This window comes from Candidatus Methanoperedens sp. BLZ2, from assembly GCF_002487355.1.
In the GTDB taxonomy this organism is placed as follows: domain Archaea; phylum Halobacteriota; class Methanosarcinia; order Methanosarcinales; family Methanoperedenaceae; genus Methanoperedens.
On record NZ_NTMG01000082.1, the window covers coordinates 39581 to 62580 of the forward strand.

The 23000-nt window shown below is 39.4% G+C and carries 29 protein-coding genes and 1 tRNA gene; 14 read left to right on the plus strand and 16 right to left on the minus strand.

Features of this window, described 5'->3' with window-relative positions:
- Positions 1-184: 184 nt before the first annotated feature.
- Together hypA and CL181_RS17630 are read right to left on the minus strand one after the other, a co-directional pair.
- On the minus strand, positions 185-550 hold the full coding sequence (gene hypA, locus CL181_RS17625; protein WP_097300631.1) for a hydrogenase maturation nickel metallochaperone HypA: 366 nt from the start codon (positions 548-550) through the stop codon (positions 185-187).
- An 8-nt stretch (positions 551-558) separates the two neighbouring features.
- Positions 559-1569, minus strand: a complete 1011-nt coding sequence (locus CL181_RS17630) for a hypothetical protein (protein ID WP_097300632.1) — start codon at positions 1567-1569, stop codon at positions 559-561.
- 690 nt (positions 1570-2259) lie between these two features.
- On the opposite strand from CL181_RS17630, the gene CL181_RS17635 reads away from it, so the two are divergent.
- On the plus strand, positions 2260-3621 hold the full coding sequence (locus tag CL181_RS17635) for a radical SAM protein (RefSeq protein ID WP_176505308.1): 1362 nt from the start codon (positions 2260-2262) through the stop codon (positions 3619-3621).
- A gap of 156 nt (positions 3622-3777) precedes the next feature.
- Complete coding sequence (locus tag CL181_RS17640; RefSeq protein WP_097300634.1) at positions 3778-3963, plus strand: hypothetical protein; 186 nt, start codon at positions 3778-3780, stop codon at positions 3961-3963.
- Between the two features lie 221 nt (positions 3964-4184).
- Here the strand turns inward: CL181_RS17640 and CL181_RS17645 are convergent, their stop codons facing one another.
- Both CL181_RS17645 and CL181_RS17650 read right to left on the minus strand, forming a co-directional pair.
- Complete coding sequence (locus CL181_RS17645; RefSeq protein WP_097300635.1) at positions 4185-4745, minus strand: hypothetical protein; 561 nt, start codon at positions 4743-4745, stop codon at positions 4185-4187.
- A 307-nt stretch (positions 4746-5052) separates the two neighbouring features.
- Positions 5053-5799 carry a hypothetical protein gene (locus CL181_RS17650; RefSeq protein WP_097300636.1) on the minus strand — a complete coding sequence of 249 codons (747 nt, stop codon included), beginning with the start codon at positions 5797-5799 and terminating at the stop codon, positions 5053-5055.
- A gap of 249 nt (positions 5800-6048) precedes the next feature.
- Between CL181_RS17650 and hypB the strand changes: the two genes are divergently transcribed.
- The 3 genes from hypB to CL181_RS17665 are packed head-to-tail and all read left to right on the plus strand — an operon-like array spanning position 6049 to position 7130.
- Complete coding sequence (gene hypB, locus CL181_RS17655; protein ID WP_097300637.1) at positions 6049-6699, plus strand: hydrogenase nickel incorporation protein HypB; 651 nt, start codon at positions 6049-6051, stop codon at positions 6697-6699.
- 12 nt (positions 6700-6711) lie between these two features.
- Complete coding sequence (locus tag CL181_RS17660; protein ID WP_097300638.1) at positions 6712-6936, plus strand: DUF433 domain-containing protein; 225 nt, start codon at positions 6712-6714, stop codon at positions 6934-6936.
- Positions 6897-7130: a DUF5615 family PIN-like protein gene (locus CL181_RS17665; RefSeq protein WP_141398958.1), complete on the plus strand. Its 234-nt coding sequence runs from the start codon at positions 6897-6899 to the stop codon at positions 7128-7130. Before CL181_RS17660 ends, CL181_RS17665 begins: the two co-directional genes overlap by 40 nt.
- Before the next feature lie 382 nt (positions 7131-7512).
- Here CL181_RS17665 and dph2 read toward each other — a convergent pair whose 3' ends face one another.
- On the minus strand, positions 7513-8508 hold the full coding sequence (dph2, locus tag CL181_RS17670; RefSeq protein WP_097300640.1) for a diphthamide biosynthesis enzyme Dph2: 996 nt from the start codon (positions 8506-8508) through the stop codon (positions 7513-7515).
- Complete coding sequence (locus CL181_RS17675; protein ID WP_097300641.1) at positions 8505-9158, minus strand: S4 domain-containing protein; 654 nt, start codon at positions 9156-9158, stop codon at positions 8505-8507. The genes dph2 and CL181_RS17675 overlap by 4 nt, the downstream gene beginning before the upstream one ends.
- A gap of 70 nt (positions 9159-9228) precedes the next feature.
- Between CL181_RS17675 and CL181_RS17680 the strand changes: the two genes are divergently transcribed.
- Positions 9229-9314, plus strand: a tRNA-Ser gene (locus tag CL181_RS17680).
- A 248-nt stretch (positions 9315-9562) separates the two neighbouring features.
- Here CL181_RS17680 and CL181_RS17685 read toward each other — a convergent pair.
- A complete protein-coding gene (locus CL181_RS17685; protein WP_097300642.1) occupies positions 9563-9931 on the minus strand; it encodes a helix-turn-helix domain-containing protein in 369 nt (122 codons plus the stop codon).
- A gap of 101 nt (positions 9932-10032) precedes the next feature.
- On the opposite strand from CL181_RS17685, the gene CL181_RS17690 reads away from it, so the two are divergent.
- The gene (locus CL181_RS17690; protein ID WP_097300643.1) at positions 10033-10326 is read left to right on the plus strand and encodes a hypothetical protein; all 294 of its coding nucleotides are present in this window, start codon (positions 10033-10035) and stop codon (positions 10324-10326) included.
- A gap of 129 nt (positions 10327-10455) precedes the next feature.
- On the opposite strand, the gene CL181_RS17695 is transcribed toward CL181_RS17690, so the two are convergent.
- Positions 10456-11589, minus strand: coding sequence for a 3-dehydroquinate synthase II (locus tag CL181_RS17695; RefSeq protein ID WP_097300644.1), 1134 nt, complete (start codon positions 11587-11589; stop codon positions 10456-10458).
- Complete coding sequence (locus CL181_RS17700; protein WP_097300645.1) at positions 11586-12383, minus strand: 2-amino-3,7-dideoxy-D-threo-hept-6-ulosonate synthase; 798 nt, start codon at positions 12381-12383, stop codon at positions 11586-11588. Before CL181_RS17700 ends, CL181_RS17695 begins: the two co-directional genes overlap by 4 nt.
- 257 nt (positions 12384-12640) lie before the next feature.
- Here CL181_RS17700 and CL181_RS17705 point away from each other — a divergent pair, with 257 nt between their 5' ends.
- Both CL181_RS17705 and CL181_RS17710 read left to right on the plus strand, forming a co-directional pair.
- The gene (locus tag CL181_RS17705) at positions 12641-13198 is read left to right on the plus strand and encodes a hypothetical protein (protein WP_097300646.1); all 558 of its coding nucleotides are present in this window, start codon (positions 12641-12643) and stop codon (positions 13196-13198) included.
- Entirely contained in the window at positions 13198-14517 is a 1320-nt protein-coding gene (locus CL181_RS17710; RefSeq protein WP_097300647.1) for an HD domain-containing protein, read from the plus strand. The genes CL181_RS17705 and CL181_RS17710 overlap by 1 nt, the downstream gene beginning before the upstream one ends.
- On the opposite strand, the gene CL181_RS17715 is transcribed toward CL181_RS17710, so the two are convergent.
- Positions 14439-15404: a formylmethanofuran dehydrogenase gene (locus tag CL181_RS17715; RefSeq protein WP_097300648.1), complete on the minus strand. Its 966-nt coding sequence runs from the start codon at positions 15402-15404 to the stop codon at positions 14439-14441. The two genes, CL181_RS17710 and CL181_RS17715, sit on opposite strands and share 79 nt — an antisense overlap.
- Positions 15405-15429: 25 nt before the next feature.
- Entirely contained in the window at positions 15430-16407 is a 978-nt protein-coding gene (gene ftsZ, locus CL181_RS17720) for a cell division protein FtsZ (RefSeq protein WP_097300649.1), read from the minus strand.
- A gap of 323 nt (positions 16408-16730) precedes the next feature.
- On the opposite strand from ftsZ, the gene CL181_RS17725 reads away from it, so the two are divergent.
- The gene (locus CL181_RS17725) at positions 16731-17282 is read left to right on the plus strand and encodes a YfcE family phosphodiesterase (protein ID WP_097300650.1); all 552 of its coding nucleotides are present in this window, start codon (positions 16731-16733) and stop codon (positions 17280-17282) included.
- Here CL181_RS17725 and CL181_RS17730 read toward each other — a convergent pair.
- Entirely contained in the window at positions 17265-17957 is a 693-nt protein-coding gene (locus CL181_RS17730) for an endonuclease V (protein ID WP_097300651.1), read from the minus strand. The genes CL181_RS17725 and CL181_RS17730 overlap by 18 nt on opposite strands.
- Positions 17958-18020: 63 nt before the next feature.
- On the opposite strand from CL181_RS17730, the gene CL181_RS17735 reads away from it, so the two are divergent.
- The 4 genes from CL181_RS17735 (at position 18021) to CL181_RS17750 (ending at position 21314) form a co-directional block, all read left to right on the plus strand.
- Positions 18021-18659: a hypothetical protein gene (locus tag CL181_RS17735; protein ID WP_097300652.1), complete on the plus strand. Its 639-nt coding sequence runs from the start codon at positions 18021-18023 to the stop codon at positions 18657-18659.
- Positions 18660-18693: 34 nt separating this feature from the next.
- On the plus strand, positions 18694-18897 hold the full coding sequence (locus tag CL181_RS17740; RefSeq protein WP_097300653.1) for a hypothetical protein: 204 nt from the start codon (positions 18694-18696) through the stop codon (positions 18895-18897).
- Between the two features lie 280 nt (positions 18898-19177).
- Positions 19178-20938, plus strand: a complete 1761-nt coding sequence (gene glyS / locus CL181_RS17745; RefSeq protein ID WP_097300654.1) for a glycine--tRNA ligase — start codon at positions 19178-19180, stop codon at positions 20936-20938.
- Positions 20939-21071: 133 nt separating this feature from the next.
- Positions 21072-21314 carry a hypothetical protein gene (locus CL181_RS17750; protein ID WP_097300655.1) on the plus strand — a complete coding sequence of 81 codons (243 nt, stop codon included), beginning with the start codon at positions 21072-21074 and terminating at the stop codon, positions 21312-21314.
- Positions 21315-21481: 167 nt separating this feature from the next.
- Here CL181_RS17750 and CL181_RS17755 read toward each other — a convergent pair whose 3' ends face one another.
- The 4 genes from CL181_RS17755 to CL181_RS19875 form a co-directional block, all read right to left on the minus strand.
- Positions 21482-21964, minus strand: a complete 483-nt coding sequence (locus tag CL181_RS17755; RefSeq protein ID WP_097300656.1) for a hypothetical protein — start codon at positions 21962-21964, stop codon at positions 21482-21484.
- A gap of 1 nt (position 21965) precedes the next feature.
- The gene (locus CL181_RS17760; RefSeq protein ID WP_097300657.1) at positions 21966-22274 is read right to left on the minus strand and encodes a UPF0175 family protein; all 309 of its coding nucleotides are present in this window, start codon (positions 22272-22274) and stop codon (positions 21966-21968) included.
- Positions 22275-22363: 89 nt separating this feature from the next.
- Complete coding sequence (locus CL181_RS21300) at positions 22364-22492, minus strand: hydrogenase maturation nickel metallochaperone HypA (protein WP_141398959.1); 129 nt, start codon at positions 22490-22492, stop codon at positions 22364-22366.
- A gap of 151 nt (positions 22493-22643) precedes the next feature.
- Positions 22644-22967 (minus strand): hypothetical protein, encoded by a 324-nt coding sequence (locus CL181_RS19875; protein WP_141398960.1) that lies wholly within the window; start codon positions 22965-22967, stop codon positions 22644-22646.
- Positions 22968-23000 lie beyond the last annotated feature (33 nt).

The following is a 23000-nucleotide window of genomic DNA, read 5'->3' on the forward strand; positions in this document are numbered from 1 at the left end:
TTTCATGGATAATTATTTCATTTAAATACTGAGTATCATTAACCAAGCGAAAACTATTTATTCCGGGCAATAGATGATAGAAGTGTTCGCGTAAAAACGAACGAGATAAGCGGGTTCATTTTTTCAACGATACCACCCACTCCCCTTCCCGCTTATCTTATACTCTACTTATCATTTTGATTATTCAGGATATATTTATTTTCCTGACACAGCATTCCCGTCCGCCCACAATTTCTACGTCAGTTTCACCGCATCGCGGGCATTTTATTGTAGGCAGGAAAAAATGCAGTTTTTCAAAGAATTCTATCGGGCCGTTATAGGAACATTTCGTGCAGTTTATCACGGGTTTAATGACCTGGATATTATATGTGGCCCCCTGTGCAATAGTTCCTGCAGTAATTGTTTCAAAGATGAACTTCAATTGATCCGGATTTAGCGCTGTCAGTTCCCCGATCTCAAGAAAAACCTCTTTAACTCTTATGGCATTATTTTTTCTAGCGGCATCCAGCACCGACTCAATTATTGCTCCTGCTATAGATATTTCATGCATTTAGCTCACTATTCCCTTACGACCTCTATTTCAGACCTTAGCTGGATGCATCTGGCTTTGGCATACATCAATGACGAAAATGCACAGACTGTCCCTATACCTTCACCCAAAAGCCCACCCTCTTTTTTAACCGTGGCAGTAATATATGTATCCATCCTGACATCTGTCTTCAGGTTCTTCTTTTCAAGTGAAACAAGAAGATTATTTGCTTCCTCTCCTGTATTTTTTCCTTTCCTGCATAGTTTTGTTGGACATATCTTACAATATTCCTTGAATAATGCTCCCCATTTCGGTCCTGCAATTCCTGAATGTACTTCTGCAACCACTCCTGCGTATGCTATACAGCACCGTGAGGCCCTTCCCAGTAATTGCCCATTCTCAATAATCTCACAGCATACCTTATCGTTCTTGAAGAAGAAGTGATTCTCCATTTTGCGTTCGTATTTGTCTTTTCCGGTGTTGCGCTTATCCTTCAGTTCTTCTTTGATCTTTGCTGCAAGAGCCGGAGCGCGCGGTATTGTCGCCGCTGTGCCGCACGTGGGACAATAGGATATCGGGCCGACCGCTATTTCTTTGTCCTCTTTATCGATGAATACCACCTCTATACCCCATGAATTGCGCCTTATGGCAACGTGCCCCCCGTTTTTCCAGACCTCATTATATGCTGAAGCTACAGGAGTGACCACCCTGCCGTAACCATATATGTCGGCTACCTTTTCCATGTCGATAATACATTGCAGGGACTTTGTCAGCTCTGATCCGATATCCTCCGGGAAAAATCCCCCTTCAACCATTGCAAACAGGATCGCAGGAGGCCATGTTATGCCTTCCCCTTCACCAACCACATTCCCCTTATTATCCAGTATTTTCGAGTAAACCCCATCCGGGCGCTCCCAGACAATCGCTTTCCCACCCTGCCGTGATATTTCTCTTAAAACCTTGTGTGTCGTGCCGCAGTTGCCATCTTCGATACGCAGCTTCCCTTCAAGATTTTTTTTCACCCGTTCAACGAAGCTCATATTTTATCATAATGGTAGACTTATTCTTGAAAGACTCCCATATTCTTTATGATTGACCGTTATATTTAATCTTTATCGTTCGGGCTCGGGAAGTGTTTATTTCTTGAAATTTTGAAGATACCGTTTCAATTGGAGACAACATGTCAATGCCTACAATAATCTTATAGGGTAGCATGGTAACGATTACCAACATGACCACATCGGTTGACTTCGTGACTAGACCTTTCCGTGCAGCTGTCGAAGTGCATAAAAAACATCCGAATGGTCGTATTCTGCGAAAAACCACTTGAGAGGTAAGATAATGAAGGAAAATATGTTGGAATATGCATCAACAGAGACTATGGAGTGGCATGTGTAAGGATATGGAAGGAAAAATAGTATATGAGTTTCGGTGTGGAATCAATATAGAAGGAATAAATAAAGTCAAAAAAAACAGGGAAGAAAAAGTCCACAAAAAAAATATATGTCTCCCCAATAGCTCAAGGACGAAAATTTAGTGTTTCTGGTAGTGCTGGAAAACGAATCGGAAACATTGGTGTATGGGGAAAACCTTGTATTTTCTATTCAGATAAAAATAAAAGGGGTTACACCCTTCTCTATTTTTAGCAATCCATCAACCGAATTTTATATAGCCTTCTCTATCCACCGAAGACTTGACACTCACCGTAAAAACAAATGTATATATACTACATGAAAAGAGAAGTTTTTCATATGCAAACCTATTCTACAGAAGTGTACCTCCCCTGTGCTATTCCAAATATCTCATATGCAAGTAGACGGAAATCTTTTCTTGATTTTCAGCAAAAACTGTATATTAGTTTGACTCCAATGTCAGCTATTCCTTTCAATTTTGGTGGTCTAATATTCATTGGCACAGCAGCATATTTTGTGGATGATTTTGAAATGTTTATTGATTTGGACAGGGAAGAAAAAACATTATCTCAGCATCTATTTGACCATCCAGAATGGAAGAAAGAATTAGAGGAACTTAATGCCATTGGTGGAATTCGATTTATCCCTAGCAAGAACAACTTCTCTTATTCTTCAGAAGCATATGCGTATAAAAAACAGTATCAAGGTAAGAACTGGACAAACTTTTCTCTAAGCCCAATAACATTTGAACTTGACATAACCAACAATTGCAACGCACTTTGTGTTCATTGTTCTAGAGATTCCGGGACATCTGAATCCTTCCTTTCTTTCTACAAAATTAAGAAAATCCTAGAACAATGTGAAAGATTTAAAGTTCAAGAGTTGTTTGTGATGGGGGGAGAACCACTCCTTCATCCCAGTTTTGAATCTATAATAAAAACAGCAAGGGATTATGGAATAAAGTCCATATTCACAAGCTCTAATGGAATTCTAATTACGCCAAAAGTTGCAGAAATCTTAGCAAAATATTCAATTTATGTACAAATCAGTATTCACGGTGCTTCAGCTAACACACATGAGAGTATAACCCGATGCAAGGGATCTTTCAAAAAAGCGTGCGATGCAGTTAAGCTACTACGGTCAAAAAACATCAAAGTTGGGATTTCTTTCACCCTACTCGAAATAAACAAGAAGGACATATATAGCATACCCGAACTTGCGTTGAATCTTAGAGCGAACAGTTTGCGATATTTAGCTTTGTCTGACATTGGGCGGGGAAAACAGCTTAAACGCATAAGTGATTCAGAGAGAAATGAAATCGGAAAAAAATTAAAAGAAATTCATGATGTATTTTCCAAACAAGGTCTTGAAATTGCAGTGAGCGGCTTTCCGTCCATAACTTCTATATCGGAACAGGCGACATTGTATGGCTGTCCAGCTGGTATTACGCATATTCATATGGATTATAAAGGTATCATTAGTCTTTGTGGAAGTGTAGAAGGATATCAAATTGATAATCAAAAACAACATACCAATATTTTGGATGTGTGGCATGAGGAAAAATTAAGGAAAGTCAGAATAGCGTCCCAATGCAAATGCTCATATAGATATATATGTTCAGGAGGATGCAAAGCAAACATATATTCTGCAAGCGAAAAAGATGGAAATTGTTTATGTTAACTTACCTCTGATTAATATTATGAAATTTATATCTCTCTTGAAGATTTATATTATAAACTCGATTAGAAAGTTAAAAAAATTTTCTCACAGGCAAATATTTCTTTTCTACCGAAACGCTTATTAGTCTTAGAGAAATTAGAATAATAATTAAACCATATGGAAAGGGAGGAATTAATTATTAAACACGAGTTAAATTTAAATAAGGTATGCGATGCTACAGAATATATTTTTGAAGAAAATATTATAAAATTTCAACAAGTTGATACATTTGAACAAGATATTATGGGTCAAAATAAATGCCTTAGAGATTATGGTTGCAGTTTACAGATTGAGAGGTCTTGAAGGTCCTGAAATTTTTGGAGATGCATTCCCGCCCGTTAGTAATTAAAGTCATAATTTTGTAAAGATGCGTATATGGCACTAATGAAGATATAACTCCGGTTGAATGATGCCAGTACAAACGACAAATTCACATAATTTCTATTGAACTTCTATTTATATTTCACTCAAAATGATACGAAACAGAAACTCAAAAAACCCACTTGTTTTGTTATATAAACATCCTATTTAATAATAGGAACAATCATGCTTCTACACATACAAGGCCCTTTGTTAGGTTTAATTATACACATAACTCTATAAAAACCGTCTCTAGGAATAAAAATAATGCTAGTTTCTTCATACCCTTGCTTAGGAAAAATGTATGAAAGTTGTTGAGAGAAATAGAATAAATTAACACATTTACTAAACTTATCTGAATAGTTTTTTGGTAATAAGTGTATAGGATAAATCGATTCATAATTTTTTTCGGCAAACTCACTTATTTTACAATCTTTATGTCCTTTTTCTGTATCTCTTAATTCTGGATATGATAAAAGATCTTTTTCACCAATACCTTCATCTATGAATAATTGTGCTATGTTTACTTTAAACTTGCTTTTACTTTTATTCTCTAATTTGGTAGTTACGATTATATACCGCTCACCGTTTAAAAAATTTGATTGACAATTCATCGCTAAATTTCCTATTGGTTCTTTTTCTTTGAGATAAGTGTATATCTGCCATAATATAGAAAAGAAACCTAGAATAGCTCCGATAATTGCTGTCGTTGCGATAACGTCCATTTTATCTTAACTCACTTTATATTGATCAATATCCACTATTCCTCATATTTTTTACCTTTGTTTCTATGTACCATTTAAATGGTGATATAATTGATATAAAACTTATGATTTTTATAGATATTCTTTGTTCATTTGAAATAAATTTAAAATGTTTCTGCATAGAAGCCTATTACACTATGGTTTGTGTTATATCACTCTCTGGACCTACATAAATGAGTGGGTAAGGAGGGATTTTTCAAATGAGTTCCTTATGAAAATATGTTACATGTTTAAAAATACATTAATAGTTAATACTTTATATAGTGAATCATTTTAATACTTCAATTCTTCTACAACCTAAATGAATTATGAGATGAAAAATTGTTAATAAATCTTCAGTCATTGAAAAAAGTTGCAGGAAAGACATAGCAGGTATCTTAACCGCCTCACTATTTTCAGAGTAAATCATGATTGAATTAATATCTTTGTAGTATATATAATTGCTATGTGCTCCAGCGTTCCTCAAAGTCCTGATTTTTAATGGATCAGAATTAAGCCCATTGACAACTTCTTTAATGAATTTTGTATTTTTACTGGACCCCTCAAGACTGGATAAAATTTCGGGAATATATTTATAGTTATTTGTACGTTTATTATTTTTTTTATATTTGAAATTTGACCAAGTTAGCTCCTCTTTTCCTTTTACTCGTAGGATGAAATCAACAACCAATAAACAATTCTTAAGAGGTCCTTCTATCTCTTGACAAAATATTGGATAAAAAGTATGAATAGCGTTTTCAATGGTGAAAATATTTGAATTTTTCGACACTAATTTTTTATCCCAAAATATAAATAAATTTTCATAAAATATGGAACGATCTACATAATTAATCATTCGTGTAATTAATTCATCTGACCATAGTTCAATTAATTTATCTTTGGATTTACTATCCAAGCAACATTGGAATAGTTCCAAACATTCTAAAATCAATGACTTTTGAAAGCTTTTGGCTTCTCCAACATGTTCTAACTTTTTCTCTATGAAGAGATTTTCGTACTTATCTAAATTTATCACAATATTGGTTTGATTTCCATGATTTATAATAATATTGGATAATGTCTCATTTCACGGTTGTTTAACGGGGGACTCATTAGGCCCAAAAACTGAACACGATCAAATTTGTGTTTTATAATCGTCTTATAGCTTTCATCAATTTGGCGCGAATCTATCAAAATCCTGAAACCATCCTCTTCTATAGTCTATTTTCCAACTTAAAGATAACAAATAAGTATCCCTTTTGATCTAATAATCATCCGATGAATCATGCATACCACTGAAGATATATCGATCGGCTACGATGTTCTGGAAGCAAATAAAAAACTTGCGAGAAACAACCGGACCACCCTTGAAAAATATGGAATTACAGCTTTTAATATCATGGGCGCAATAGGCTCAGGGAAAACATTACTGATCGAAAAGACTATTGGGCGGCTGGGGGATAGTTACAGGATCGGCGCCATTGCGGGGGATGTAGTAGCACGCCTTGATGCATCCAGGTTTGAAAAGCTGGGCATACCTGTGATAGGGTTGAACACAGGAAAGGAGTGTCACCTGGATGCCCACCTTGTTGAGCACGGACTTTCCAAGCTTCCTCTTGATAAACTGGATATATTGTTCATAGAAAATGTGGGAAACCTCATCTGCCCCGCGGATTTTGAACTTGGGGAGCATAAACGGATTGTGATCGTAAGCGTCAGTGAAGGGGATGATATTGTTGAGAAACATCCCCTGATATTTAGCACGGCTGACCTTATTATCATAAATAAGATCGATATTGCAGAAGCCGTAAATGCAGATGCTGATAAAATGGTAAGAGATGCCCGTATCATCAATCCGCGTATTGATGTCCTTAAGATGAGCCTCAAAACAGGAGAAGGATTTGATAAGTGGGTAGAATTTATATTCATGGCGTGAATATACAAGAATATGATTATTAATCGAATCACCATTGATCCCGAAGTCATGTCCGGACAACCCTGTATAAGGGGCTTAAGAATACCTGTCCCATTTATCCTGCGATTACTTGCAACAGGTAAAACTATACATCAAATTTTAGAGGATTATCCTGAGCTGGAAGAAGAGGATATAAGGCAGACATTAAGTTTCGCTTCATGGGCGACTTCAGAAAAAACGATCACGGTAACAGCATGAAGTTCCTCGTGGACATGCCATTGTCCCCAAAAACTGTCCGTTTTTTAAAGAATTTGGGATATGAAGCGATAAGAGTAAGCGAGCTTGGAATGTCAAAATCAAAGGATAAAGACATCTTTGATTATGCAGGGGTGATTGTAATTATTGAAGACACACAAATCCGTATCAGAGAACTGCCAATTGGAAAAAATTAATTTAAATCAAGATTGGGAGACATCCCCCTGATATTTTGTACGGTTGACCTTATTATCATAAGTTAATGCCCGTTGACCCGGTGGGCGATTTCCAACCACAAGAATTGATGCTGCTAAAATTAACATAATAATGACAATTATACTAAGCATTAAAATTTTAATGCACCTATATATACCTTGAAATATCTTTTACTTATTGGATATATCGACAGGTGTTTTTCATTGAGAAACAAAACTCAAAAAAGAAACAGGAGGTATAAAATATGACATATCATATAGGCAGGTACAGGATTTTTGCAAAGGACTTAGAAGGTGCAAGAAAAGCATATTTCCAGATGGCAAAATAAGTTGAAATAAGAATCATTATTTTTTCAACCACTTCTCACAATAATTCTTGCATTTTATCTTCCAATATCTCATCCATTACCAGCGCATCCCACATTCTTTCCCCGAGGACAATTTCAAATTCCTGCGGCGTAAGGACTGGTACATGGAATCTTTCTGCATCGTCGATAGTGATCCTCGGACAAGCAGTATTAACATATGCATCTACTTTAAAAGCCAGTAATTGTTCAGGCGTCACAAGATCCATTATAATAATTTGTGCCTTCTTTCCATGCTCCCCTGCAATTTGCACAAGTTTTTTTGCAAGATCTATCCTGTTCTGTCCGGTTTTTGAAGAAACTATGATTCCAAAGACCCTTGCATCCATTGACTTTGCAATATATCCGCTTCGCTTTCGCAAGAACTTCTCAGGAGATACTTCGATTGCCTTGTTTAAATATGGGTCTGCCGCAACTACTCTTTTTCCCGTGGCGATCGCCACACCGAGTGGATGGAAAATACCGCTGCCGATATAAAGATATTCATCACAATCAAGACGTGCTGCCGTGAAATTGCATCCAAGAACCTGTCCGGGATAACTTACTCTTAAATCACCTTTTCCCGTTATCCCTTCCATTCCATGTTCCAGCAGGAAATTGGAGACCTCATCCAGTTTATGTATGTGCTGGACTGTGGTTATGAGGCCGATCTTATTGGCCGCTAAAAGTGGAAGTGCAGTTTTTACACACGGCAAAACATCAACATTAGAGCGCGTTTCAATAAAAACCACATTGTCGAAATTACCCATCTTTGAATGCCCGAAATGGAACATGATCTCGACTTTTCCTGCAAGGGATATATCGATATCACACGCCCCAAAACAGGGATTTCCTGATATCAAAATGTCTGCTCCTGTTCGTTCTTCAAGCATCTGGGAAACGGAAAAAGCCTGTCTCTTAAAACCTTCGGGAAACTGGAGCCCGACTTTTTTAAAGTGCTTTTCTTTTATGATGTTTATTATTTTCTCTAAATCAAAATCGAACTGGTTTTTCATAATTTCCTTGCTATAACATATTCTTCTTTTTTCTGCGCTTTCATTATTTGTATGATCTTAAATCCCATCAATGATAATTCTTCAATAATTGTTCCACTATCAATATCACTTTTTTCTGGCAATTTTAAGACCCAAAGCAGCATCCCGCCTCTTTTCAATGCAGGAAGCAGATTCTTAAGAGCTTTTAATGAACTTTGTGGTTCCACTGTAATGTCAAGAAGCAAAACATCATATTTTTCATTGTCATGTGCCATCGTGAAAGCATCAGCGAATTCAATTGTGATATTCTCGTGTTCATGTGCTATTTTTCCAAGTTCAGAATGGAATTCGTGGCTGAATTCAATTCCGTGAACGCAAGAGGCAAGCTCTGATGCATGCAACAGGAAGCCTCCTGCGCTTGAACCAACATCCAGGACAGTACCGCCTTTTTTAATTATATTTGTCTTCTCCTGTATATCTTTAAGTTTCCAATACCCTGCGGGCTTGTCCAGACCTGGTGTTATTTCAATTCTATCAGAATATGCGACATCAAATGAAGGTCTGGTTATGACCCTGTCATTTACTTTGACATGCCCTTCCATTATTGCGCGTTTTGCCCTGCCCCTGGAACCGACATTGCCGATTTCCACAACATAGGAGTCAAGCCTCATGAAACACCTTTTTCACTGATATCATTCAAAAGGTTAATAGCAAATCAACTATATTAAAAGCATACTCCATGCCGAGGTGGCAGAGCGGACTAACGCGGCAGGCTCGAGACCTGTTTTACCTTCCGGTAAGCTAGGGTTCAAATCCCTACCTCGGCGTCGACCTTTCTCGTTCAATTATGACAAAAACTTCGCTGCCATGAAGATACGTGTTGTCAATATATTCATTTATTACCCGTAAATTCATAAGTATTCGCTATAACTCTTTGCGCCTTTTGCCATCTCTGCGGCGCCAATTACTGAATCCCACCCTGAAACCTCTGCGCTCGAACAGCGCCGGGCAAAGTGCGCGCATCCGGCTGCCCCGCGCCGACCCGCAACCTGGAGTCGGCGCCCTTCACTAACATCTATGCTGATGTTATTTCTTCAGCTTCAGTAGCATGTGACCTGCCAATAATTTTAACTGCGCCTCTTTTTTCTTTTTCGACAAGTTTTCCAAGGCGTTCTGAAACAATAAATCGCTCAAGCATTAAGATGATCTTTGCTTTTGGATTATCATGGTTGAGCTGGTAAAGCTGCGTATTCCCGACCTTTTTTACTTTTTTAATAATATCTTCTTGTAATAATTTATTTATATGAGCATAAACCGTTGCTTTTGTTATACTGGTCATTCGTGAGATATCAGGGCCTGATAGGGTTTCATCATGATTTTCTGCAAATGTTTCAACTATTTTGACCTGAGGGCAATCTCCAAAAAGTTCTGATAACACATACATGGCATATCTCCAGTTTAATATTTAGTCTTTAAGTTTAGTAATTATACTACTTAACTCTTTTGCGCTGTATTTATAAAGTTCTTTACCTTTTTGAGCTTCAAATGAATTACATGGATCTTACTAATGATGAACGCAAAGTCCTTGAGCTACTTGGTAAGCTGCATGTATCGCAGAATAAGAACATCAATGAAGCAACCATACGCAAAAAGTTGCCCTCTAAATATCATGGCAATCTGCATGAAACTATTAAAAACCTGCATAAAAAAGGACTTTTAAGATATTATCGCTCTCAAAATTATTGTTTGACCGATGAAGGCAAAAAGATTGCCGAGAGTTTGGCAATCGAGCTGTTTAAGAAAACATATGGAGACCTCAGAATTCTGTTAATAATGTAGACTTCACGGTTCCGCCACCCTGAAACCTCTGTGCTCGAACAGCGCCGGGCAAAGTGCGCGCCGGCTGCCCCGCAGCCTGCCTCCTGCACTCTCCTCAAGCGCCTTAGAGACTATGCCCACGCCGGAAGCTTACTTCTCAATAATCGTCTCCTCTATCTTTATCCCGAAATGCCTTGCTGTCGCCTCAAAATATACCATCACCTCATCGCCCTCCTTAAGCGCGGTCACAGGAACGGGCTTACCATCGCTTCCTACAAGCTTTATGGTCTCTGCGTTCTGAAGCAATGTTTTTATCCTTGTCCCTTCAACCTCTGCTTCCACAAGCATCAGCGGGCGGCGCTCTATCTTGACCCTTCCCACGACGGCAGGACGGGTTTCACCTTCAGAATCCACTATCAGGACCTCATCTCCCGATGCAAGCTCCGAGAGGTAGCGAGTCTTTTCACCGACCCTGATATAAGCATGCACAGCTCCTGCATTAACCCTGAACGGGCGCGCTGCTACATACGGGCTTTCCTCGGATTCCGAATGCACAAGGAACAATCCGTTGCTTTGCGAACCAATGAGCATTCCTTCACCAAGTACCATCAGGGAGGCGGTATCCACGCATACCCTGTCGCCCATTCCAACGGGTTTTACTTTTGTCACAGTGGCCTTAACCAGGGGGATATTTTCCATTCCCGACCTGTCCCTGACCGCTGTAACTTTCTTTATCTCGGAAAGATTATCAGTATCAAGAAGCACTCCATCTGAGCCATGCTCAAGCGTTTCAAGGGCAAGTTTTGCTTCTTCTGAATTCTGAACGCCTGCTATTATCTCAACATCAAGTTTCTGCAAACCTGCGATCAGGTTTTCAAGAGGGATGACTTTCCAGTCCGTTCCGATCACAACCAGATAATCGCATGATTTCCCAAGTTCAACCGCGAATTGCTCATATTTCTTGTTCTTGATAACTACATAGCCTGCAACGGTTTTGCCCTCCCTTGTTAAATGCTGAGCTTGTGCAATATCCTCAGAGTTTGCAAAGTCTGCGGGGAGTTTGGTTGTTCCATCACCTTCGCTCTCTTTACCAACTACCACTATGTCGGCGTCTTCAGACGGCGCAGCGATCTTGATATTTCCCAGTTCCCGGACTTTTGGAATGTCCCCTGCATTCAAAAATACAGTGTCAGCCCCGGATTCAAGACCAGTCGTGACACGAGGCTTATTTTCTTCCCAGGTACTTCCGTCTGCTTTTATCCACACTGACTTGGTTTTTTTCACCGCACAGCCTCCATGGCATCTTCCACGCTCAGGCCTTTATGAACGACAAGTGTCAGTGCACGGGTCATGGCAGTTGGATTTTCATGCTGGAATACATTTCGGCCTATCGCAACGCCTCGCCCGCCTGCATCAATTGCTCCGCGGACCATTTCGAGGAACTCTTCATCGGTATTGGTCTTTGGGCCTCCTGCCATAACGACCGGAGCAGGACAACCTTCTACTACAGTCCTGAATGTATCTATATCGCCCGTATAATTTGTTTTTATGATATCTGCACCCAATTCAGCGCCTGCTCTTGCCACATGGGCAACAAGTTCAGGGTCATTTGAGTTCTTTATGTCCTTTCCGCGCGGGTACATCATCGCGATCAGGGGCATCCCCCAGGCATCGCACTGCTCTGCGACCGAGCCAAGTTTTTGCAGCTGGTCGGCTTCTGTTTCCGAACCAATGTTAATATGAACACTTACCGCATCTGCTCCCATTTTAATTGCTTCTTCTACTGTGCACACCTGCACCTTATCATTGGGATCAGGCCCAAGCGACGTGGATGCGCTCATGTGTATGATTAGACCAATATCCCTTCCGTAGCCGCGGTGGCCGTGTTTTGCCATCCCTTTTTGTAAAAGGACCGCGTTTGCGCCTCCGTCTGCAACTTTGTTCACCATCTCTGCAAGATTTACAATTCCCCTTACAGGTCCCATGGAAATCCCATGGTCCATCGGAATTATTACCATATTCCTGCTTTCCCTGTCCATGATCCGTTCAAGTCTTATTTTCTTACCAATTTCTGACATTATGATCACCTTTGTATAAATTTTATGTTAGTATGTGACACACTAACATGGTAGTGACGATATATAAATTTAACTCAAGCAACTCCTACCTTCATGAATTCAAGAAGTTGTGGCATCAATAAAACGTTTTTTTGATTGCTTAATACTTTCACCCCACTCTTGGTTAAGAGCTATATCTTTTCATACCATTAGAGTTCATTGGAATTTAAATACTATTAAATAAATTATATGTTATAAGAGGCTATCAGAGGGATTAAATGGAAATTGCAGATGCGATATTAGTAACAATTAAAGCCGCAGGAGGCTGTATTTCAGGACGTACTACGATTCAAAAATTGATTTACTTTGAGTCCTTATTTAATCTAGTTAATGCTAACTACAGACCTCACTATTATGGCCCATATAGTTCAGATGTCTCAAGCATAATTCAAGAGCTTACATACCTTGACTTTGTAAAAGAAGAAGTTGAAACCCGCGAAACAACTGGTTTTACAGTTTCTGGTGATTGGAAAAGATATTGCTATACAATTTCTGATGGTGGCAATGAGATAATTGAACATATTAAAAAGGAACACGCAAAAGAATATAGTGAAATTGTTAATTTTGTTAAAATCTGCAAAAAGACCGCGGATCTTGACGTAAATATACTATCTTGGGCAGCAAAACTAAATTATATATTATTAAAACAGGGTACACCTATGACAACTGAAGAGATAACAACGATAGCGGAATCTTTTGGATGGAAGTTATCTCAGGATCAGATTAACAATGCGGTCGAACTTTTAAAGCAGCTAAATCTTGTTCAGGCTAATTAATGCTCGAATTTGAAAAGTTTTTTAGAGATCCTCTTTATGGTTTCATTGGGCTCACTCATACAGAACTGGAACTTTTAGGAACACCGGTTGTTCAAAGACTTAGACGAATAAAACAACTTGGAAATACCCATTTAGTTTATCCTAGTGCATGCCATTCCAGGTTTGAGCATACACTTGGTGTCCTTCACATAGCAAATCGAATGGCAGAGAAGTTAAGATTAAATGAAACTGAAATTGCAATTATTCGAATTGCAGCTTTGCTCCATGATATAGGGCACGGGCCTTTATCTCACAACTTTGAAACCATTCTTGAGAATATAAATAACCAAAGAATCAGCCACGAAAGTATTACATTGCGGATAATAGAGGAAGATCGTGATCTAGACAGGATTATGGGGGGCCATAAAGACGACGTTCTTTTATTATTTGATGAAAAAAATGATACAGTTAATAGAAAAATTATTTCGGGGAACATTGATGCAGATAGATTGGACTACTTAAGAAGAGACTCCTACCATTCAGGAGTGGCATACGGTATATTCGACCTTGAAAGGATTCTTCATACAATACAAAAAATAGTCGATGGAGATAGGTCGGAGATTGCAATCTTAAAAAAAGGGCAGGATGCTATTGAAAGTTATCGTTTGGCCCGGTTTTTAATGCACACACAAGTGTATTATCATCATGTGAGAGCTATCACAGACAATATGCTTAATCGAGCTGTTGAAATAGCCGTTCGTGATGAAATTTTGGGCACAAATTTACTCAAATTTGATAGTGATGATTTCTTAAACAATTATCTATCATTAGATGATAGTAGACTTTTTATAAAAATATTATCAAACAAAGACAGCAATGCTTATAGGTTAATAAATGATTTAGAAAATAGAAATCTATTGAAGAGAGGATATGAAATAGACCTCAGAAAATTGAATCCGATGAAAAAAAGAAAAATAATGCAGTTGAAATCGAGAGATTTTAGAAAAATAGAGGGAAAATTAGCGGAAAAATGTAATTGTGATAAAGATTTCATAATAATAAATTTACAGAAAATTGAAAATACTTTATATAAATCCTCTTATGAATTCTTTAAATCCGGTGAAACCCCCATACTCATTTTGGACGATGATGGACCCCGTGAAATAGAAAAAGAATCACCTATATTTGGTTCACAGGATCCTTTATTAAAGTTGTATATTTTCTGTCCTAACCATAAATACATATTCAAACTTGCTCCTGATCACTCCCCAACCTTTCTTACAACTACCGACCCATCCCTCATCCTGATGAGTCTTTCCTTCACTATCCCGTATTTATGATAGCTCATAGCTTCGACATGACCAATGCCCAGATTTTTCATAATCAGTTTAGCATCCTCCTGCGCTATGTCAAGTTCTTCTACTGGAGGCGAAACATTGACTTTTTTCTTTGATAAGATCGCCCCATCCTTCATATTGGCCCCGGCATATCCCTTTGCATCATTTAAAATAAGTGTGCCCTTCTTCATATATGCCCCGGCAAATTCACCTGCTGTTCCTTCAACAATTAAGAGACCGCCATCAAGATGTGCGCCAGTATTCATGCCTGCATCTCCTGTGACCTGGATCCTGCCTTTTTGCATCAAAAGCCCTGTTCCATTGTAGACATCACCCTCAATTGTGACTACAGCCTCGCAATTGCATCTTGCAGCTATTGTCCCTCGCAGGATTCCGTCATCGAGGAGTAAATGTTTTTTTCTGTCATCATAATTGTTCTTAATAAGAACATCTTTCCCTGTTCTGTTGCACAGGATATCTGTAATAGACCGAAACTTCCTGTAACCTGATTCATCCGATACCACCTCTATCACATTTCCAGTGGGCTGCCCTACATTTCCTTTAACATATATGGTTCCTGAAACCATCCCCATCCCCATTTCTGATGAGACATCCCCATCGATGTAGAGTTTTCCTGTATTTTCAATAGCTCCTGTTCCTCCGAAATGCTTGAGGTTCACTCCCATGCTATAACCCAGGCCTTTGCCTGCATTACCTGAAATATGCACTTCCTTTCCTTTCTTCAACTCATTTACAAGATCAGAATAAGTGTAATTCGTACCAGCCTGGGAAGGGATGATTGTTCCCGGACGGATCTTATTGTTCTGCCATGTGAAATTGTATGTGTAATCGCACAGGTTATCGATGCGGTCTTTTAAAGTCAAAAACATATATTTCAATCATTAATTTCAATCATTATACCAGTTTCTTTGGATCTAAAACGCCTGTCAGCACTGCTGTAACCTTAACGGTTCCTTCGAGGGATTCATCAATTTTTGCCCCCCACACGATTCGTCCTGTATTTGGCGCCTTCTGGAGAATGATCTCACCTGCCTGCGTTACTTCACCCAGTGTCATGTCTTCGCCGCCTGTAATATGAATAAGCACACCATATGTCCCTGAAATATCAGATACATCAAGAAGCGGTGATGCAAGAGCCAGTTCAACTGCTTTCTGTATGCGTTTCTCCCCTTGCGCTTCGCCTATTCCGATAGCTGATATTCCTCCACGCTCAACTATGCTTCGAAGGTCTGAATAATCAAGGTTCACAAGACTTGCATGGGTAATTGTTTCAGAAATATTTTTTATGAAAGCGCCAACAAACTCGTTCGCTACGGCAAAACCCTCTCGCAAAGGCAGGGCTCCTGCAATATCCCTCAACCTTGAATTGTCTATCACGACCAGGGAATCGCAATTGTCGGCAAGGGATTTTATTCCGGTGATAGCTTTCTTTCGCCTTGAGAGTTCATAATTGAATGGCATCATTACGCAGCCTATTGTCAATATTCCTGCTTCCTGTGCTGCCTCAGCTACTATTGAAGCAGCGCCTGTGCCGGTACCTCCACCCATTCCTGCTATTATGAATATCAGGGTTGAACCGGCAAGTTCCTTTTTTATTTCCTGTATGCTCTTTCTTGCCGCTTCTGTGCCTCGTTCTGCATAACCGCCGCACCCCTTTCCCCCATAAGCCTCTTCTCCCATCAGGATTTTCATATCGGCTTTCACTTCTAATAAATGAGGAGCATCAGTATCCGTTGCGATAATTTTGATTCCTGCCATCTCTTTTTGGGCTATCCATGAGACTATGTTGCAGCCCGCTCCTCCAAGACCGATGATCGCTACTGTTGGTTTTGCTGCTTTTGCCAGCTCTGATATTCTTGAATCAAGTGTCATGAAAATTCTCCTCCGGAAATGTTGTCCTTGTACCTCAACTATTAACCTTTTTATCTCTGTATTAAGATATATACTTAACCAATGGATAAAGGGAGGAAAGGAAAACTTCTATTTTTGTCTTTTTCCGCAAAATCCTGGCGAAATAATTTCAGGACTCTACACACAGCCAGGAGCACGAATAAGTATATATACTATTATCATGAATTATTAATTGAGATAGGGGAGTTAAAGTAGAATTTTTTAAAATAATAAGCCACGTTTTTAACCCCCTCCTCTTTTTTGTTCGATAATCTTAAGGGAAAAATGCAAAGAGGGAGTAACAAATGAATCTGATCCTCCTTTCGGACACCCACATAAAACAGGGACAATCACTCCTTTCGCGTCTCCCTGAAGAACTTATTTCAATAATCAAAAGCTGCGACCTTATCATCCACGCAGGGGATTTTGAAACACTTGTTTGCTATAATGAGCTTGATTCCCTGGGAAAACTCGTTGCGGTTCATGGTGATACCGACAGTCCCGAACTTATGAAGCTCCTGCCTGAGCGCAAGGTGATCAAGGTCGAGGGAATAAATATCGGAATCATCCACAAAGGGCAGCTCACATCAGAAAATACAGACGGCCTTCGCTACCTTGCAAAAGAAATGGGTGTGGATGTATTGATCTTCGGGCACTTCCATCACCCTATAGCCCATAAAAGCGAGGTGCTATTGCTTTCACCGGGAAGCGCAACAGTACCAGGAATAGCAGAGCCAAGCGCTATCGGGCTTGAGATAAAAAATAAATCAGTAACAGGAAAAATCATCCGCTGTAAAGACAACTCATGTACTTATTTTGAATTCCAAAAGTCTCCTCATTTAAAAGATAATGTCTGATGAGATCGATATATTCCTTTTGAATTCAGTCACATAATTGTGTGCAAGCCTGGTCGGTTCGGGAAGCTTGTGGCTGCGAATGCAGGCTTTAACAATAGAAAGAGAACTTTCAAGTGAAACCCGATGTCCTGGCGCTACTACTATCGGTCTGCTTCTCTTTTGCGATTTTAGCAGCCACCCCACATCGCGCCCCTTATAGATAAGAGAGGTCGCTTCACCGGCACTTGAGGGTTCTTCCCCCGAGCCGCATAAGATTTTCTTTGTAATCCCTATTGTGGGCACATCAAGCGCCACACCGATATGCGTGGCAATGCCAGCTCTGCGGGGGTGGTTTATGCCTGCGCCATCAACCATAAGGATATCCGGTTTTGTTTTGAGTTTATTAAAAGCGCTCACGATGGAAGGGCCTTCACGGAAACTCAGGAAAGTGGGAATGTATGGATAATTCACAGCCTGGATCGAAAAGACGCAGTCGATCAATTCAAGGGAAACATAGTCCAGAACCACAATGCAGGAAATTATTCTCTCATCTATGAATGCCTGGTCGGCGCCTCCAATGAGATGCAGCTCGCCAAAATCGTCTCTTATAATTACCTGCTCTGAAACAAGCTTCTGGGCTGCGAGCAGGGATTCCCTGGATGTGTCAGCAGGAAAGAAATCCGGTAAAAATGGCATAATACTATTAATGTTTGGGATTTCAATAATTATAATCTTCCGTAAAATTTCTGATGATAATATATGAACCGAATTAAAACCTTGTGTTCCAGCTTCCCATTATACAGTGAAGAACTGGGGATAGATATAACAAAGCCGTCGGGCAGGTTCAAATGGTTCCTCGCCTCCATCCTTTTCGGCGCAAGGATAAGCGAAAAGATAGCAATGAAGACTTACAGGACATTGGAAAAATATGGAGTTCTTAGCCCAGAGAAAATCCTTGATGCGGGTTGGGATGAGCTTGTGAGGATACTGGATGAAGGCGGGTATGTGAGATACGATTTTTCAACTGCAACAAAACTGCTGAACATAATGAAGGAACTCAAGGAAAAATACAGCTCGCTGGAAGAGCTACATGCACAATCGGGTAACACCGAAGAGCTGAAAAGTAAGTTAATGGAGTTTAAAGGGATTGGCGAGGTTACGTCCCAGATATTCCTGCGGGAGTTAAGAGGAGTGTGGAAAATAGATGTGCCTGTGTCCAATAAAGCCGCTGAAATGGCAGAAAGGATGAATATTGATCTTGAGGAGTTTGAGGGTGAGGAACTGACAAGGGTTGAGGATGCGCTTGTGAAATTGTATTTGAGGGATGGGAAAAAAGGAAAGCGTAGGGATACTTTGGCGCCGTTTAAAAAAATATATACTTTAGACCCAGAGATATAGACAAATCTTAAAAAGAATAAAAGTTGATGAAAATATGGGAATTGCCAGAAAATACATAGCAAAAGGAGTAACAGAGGAACTTATAATCGAATATCATAATAAGGTGTATTCAATCTCCAGGATAGCAGAAAATATTGATGTGCCGATAGGAAAAGTAATGGATGTACTTTCAAGGCTTAATGAAGAGAGTGATGTTGATAAAACTCTTGACAAAATTGAAACCAGTTCATTGGACTGATGGCAAAGAAAATTATCTGTAGAATACAATATTCGATGGGATAATCCCACCGCAAGGAGCGCAAAGGAAGCAAAGAATTTACTGCTACTCTTTGCGTCCTTTGCGGTGAGTTAACTCCTAAAAAATCCCGAAAGTTGCTGGAAATTAAGGCTAAGGCTTCATACTTAAATTAGAATTTGAATGAGTTAAGGGAACAGAACGTAAGTTATTGACAATATAACTAAAAATTTACACCCAATCTGAGTAAGTATAATAAATCTGAAACATGTATTAAGCCCTCATGGCTGACAAATACGAACAGGTGCTTGAACTGGCAAAGCGCCGCGGATTCTTATGGAACTCATTTGAGCTGTACGGCGGTACGGCAGGTTTTTTCGATTACGGACCACTTGGCGCGATGCTAAAGCGCCGTGTTGAGAATATCTGGCGTGACATATTTGTGATAAATGAAGGTTATTACGAGATCGAAGCGCCCACGATCGGTATTGAAGACATATTTATTGCATCCGGGCATGTGGGCGGATTCTCAGACCCCCTGACTGAATGCCAGAAGTGCCATGAAGATTTCAGGGCAGATCATCTTGTCAAGGATATAATAGAAAATCCGGATACCCTGAGCTCAGAAGAGCTTACGGATATTATTGGTAAAAATAATGTCAGATGCCCTGAATGCGGCGGAAAGCTCGGTAACGTGTATGAGTTCAATCTCATGTTCAAAACTGCGATCGGACCCGGTGGAAAGCGAATAGGATACCTTCGCCCCGAGACAGCACAGGGAATGTTCGTGGATTTCCCGCGCCTTGTCAAATTCTACCGCGACCACCTGCCCTTTGGTGCAACACAAATTGGCAAAGCTTACAGAAATGAGATATCACCGCGCCAGGGCGTTATACGCCTCCGTGAATTCACACAGGCTGAAGCAGAGATATTCATCGATCCGAGGGACAAGACACATCCGAAATTTAAGGAGGTCGCTGATCTGGCCATGAACCTGTATTCACAGAATGGCCAGGTAAGCGGTGAAACCACAAAAATGTCACTTGGCGATGCTGTAAAGAACGGGATCATAGCCCATGAATTCCTTGCGTACTGTCTTGCCATGACATATCAGTTCCTTGTTCGGGTTGGTGTCTCCCCTGAAAAATTGCGGTTCAGGCAGCACATGAAGGATGAGATGGCACACTATGCTGCGGATTGCTGGGATGCCGAGATATTGAGTGACAGGTTCGGGTGGGTGGAAGTTGTTGGCATCGCTGACAGGACTGATTTTGACCTGAAAGCCCATGCAAAACAGAGCGAGAAGGAATTAAGCGTTTATGTTTCATACGATACTCCCAGAAAAGTCCAAAAATTCGTTGTCAAACCAGACATGGGAGTTCTTGGACCCATGTTCAAGGGAAAAGCAGGAAAGGTTGCAAATGCCCTGAAAGCGCTGAGGCCGGAAGAACTTTCAGGTGATGTAATAGAAGTAACAGTTGATGGCGAAAAAATCAAGATCGATAAAAAATCCGTGAAATTTGAAACAGTAACAGAGGAAATCCATGGAGAGAATATAATTCCGCACGTGATAGAACCATCATTCGGTATTGACAGGATCACGTATTCACTGCTTGAACATTCATATTTTGAAGAAGAAACAAAAGAAAAAGCAGATGATGAAGAGGAAGAAAATGAAGGCAAACGAATCGTATTGCGCCTGCCCCCTGAAGTGGCGCCTGTGCAGGCTGCGGTTTTGCCTCTTCTTTCTCGCGATGAATTGAGAAAACCCGGGAATGAGATCGTAGGTAAACTCAGGAAAGCTGGAATACTCGTGGCTTTTGATGATTCAGGAACTATCGGCAGGCGGTACCGGAGAAATGATGAGATAGGGACTCCTTATTCGATAACTGTGGATTACCGGACGCTTGAGGACGACACTGTGACGATCAGGGATCGGGATACGATGAAGCAGGTGCGGGCGCCTGTTAGTGATATTGAAAAGAATGTTTATGATTTGATTTACAGGGGTAAGTCATTCGATGATGCAGGGAAAGGAATTTGAAAGAAAGTTCTGAAAACTGCATATAATTTAGAGTTATGTGTAGAGCTCTTGAAATAAACCTCAAAACAACTTCACACTATTTTCACATCCATTTTCATATACATCACAACTCTCATGTCAAGGAGTGATTTAATTGAGTAAGTCGGGAATAGAAGTAGAAAAGGATTTTGGATTCTATGTGGAAGTTCTTATTGCAACTTTTGTGAGTTTTTTTGCTGTATATCCTGTTGTTTTGGATATTTTAGATAAACGCCCTAATGCAGTCGATGGTTTTTATATTTCTGTTGTATTTGCTTTTATGATGATGGTTTGTATCTTATTAATAGCTAATCATCTTGCAAAAAAGAAGGGGAAACCTCAAGCGAAAAATAGCTAAAAGTGAACATGTAAAAACATATTCTACTTAAAAAAGCCCACATACAAAAATCGCTCATAGTAAGGTATACTATATTGCCTCTGGATACTGTTTTCAGATAAAAGCCTGTTAAAACTGCATATAAGCTTAATATACAGAGTACCTTCAATACCATATATCCTATACTTTCAGGAGCTCTCGATTTTTTCGCGTGCCCAAAGATAAAGCTCCAAGCTCATCCTAAAGTCTCCCGAAGATAGTTTATTAATTGTCTCTAAAGCGAGCTCCCTTGTTATTTTTTTAGCTCCTACAGCAGCAACAATGAGCCCAAGTAAACCTGTGAATTTTAATCCTTTTGTCTCGGCAAACCTCCTCGCATTTGCCTCATCAAGTACAAGCCGGTCATTGGCTTGTGCTGCAAGTAATAGACTTGCTTCCCCGGCATCCAACCCATATTTTCTAAACTCTTTTGGCTTCCCTTTGAAATCAATAATATTGATCCAGCGATTAATAGCGTCCTTAAAAACTTCCGTCTCCGGGGAATCTTCTCTGAGAATTTCATCCTTAATTACTGTAGTGATAAATATCTCTTTGAAGACAATTTCAAGTATGTTGAGTTTGCCTATTTTTGCCAGAGCGATAAGAGTGGATGAATCAATGAGTACGCGCATTTTACAGCCAGGTTTGGGCCTCTATTACATCCTTTTCGCTCTCTTCTATACTTTGCTTAAAAAAGGGAATACCTCTCTGGGTAAGATATCTTGCCATCTGCTGTATAGATACATTGGAGAATTCTGCTGCTCTGCATAAAGAAAATTCTTCATCAATATATTTCTCCATGGCAATTTTCATACGCAACTCTTTGATACCCCCCTCTATTATCCTTCGTATAACCTCCGATTTGGATGAACTGAGCATTTGAGCAAGTTCATTCAAATTCTTCATATTTTTTTCATCGATCCTTATCTGTACATTTTCCATGATAATACATTGTAATTAAATGTAATTAAATGTAATTAATTCTTGCGTTGTGGTAATTAGATATTTTTAACTGATAGTCTATCCCCTATTCACACTCTCCCCGTATCCTCACTTCCGCACTGGGGGCAAGGTATCGGGATAAAGTTAGGGTCAGCCTCAAAATCAAAGCTGCAGACGTTGCATCTGAAAAATACTGCATCCTGGTTTACTTCTTCCATATTATTATCCTGATATACAATATATTTTAATAATTGTCTTTTGAAATAACTTAAAATAAGGCTTATAGATTTTTATATTTTTCGGTTATGAAAATGATGATATATTTTAAATTATTTGTATACGTTGCTATTTTTGCCAATAAATCCTTATCTAGCTTTTCTTAACTGGGACATGATCTTCAGGTTTACCTCGACTCCATATAAATGATATTAATATAAAAACCAGTAGAATTACCGAAACCGCAAAATTTTCACTTGAGATCATAGGTTCGTTCCTCCCGTTATTCATAATATTCTTGCTTATTCCATAATCCAGTACAGGCATGAAACCATGATGAAACCAGATTTCCGTTCTGGCAAAGAATACATTATCATAAAATGGATAAAATAAATACACTCCGCCATCGAATATATCAAGTATGAGAGCAGAGGCAAGATAGAAAAATATTATTCCAGGAGTTTCTTTATCTTTCATAAAGATAAAAGCCAGAAGAGGAATTATCAAGAT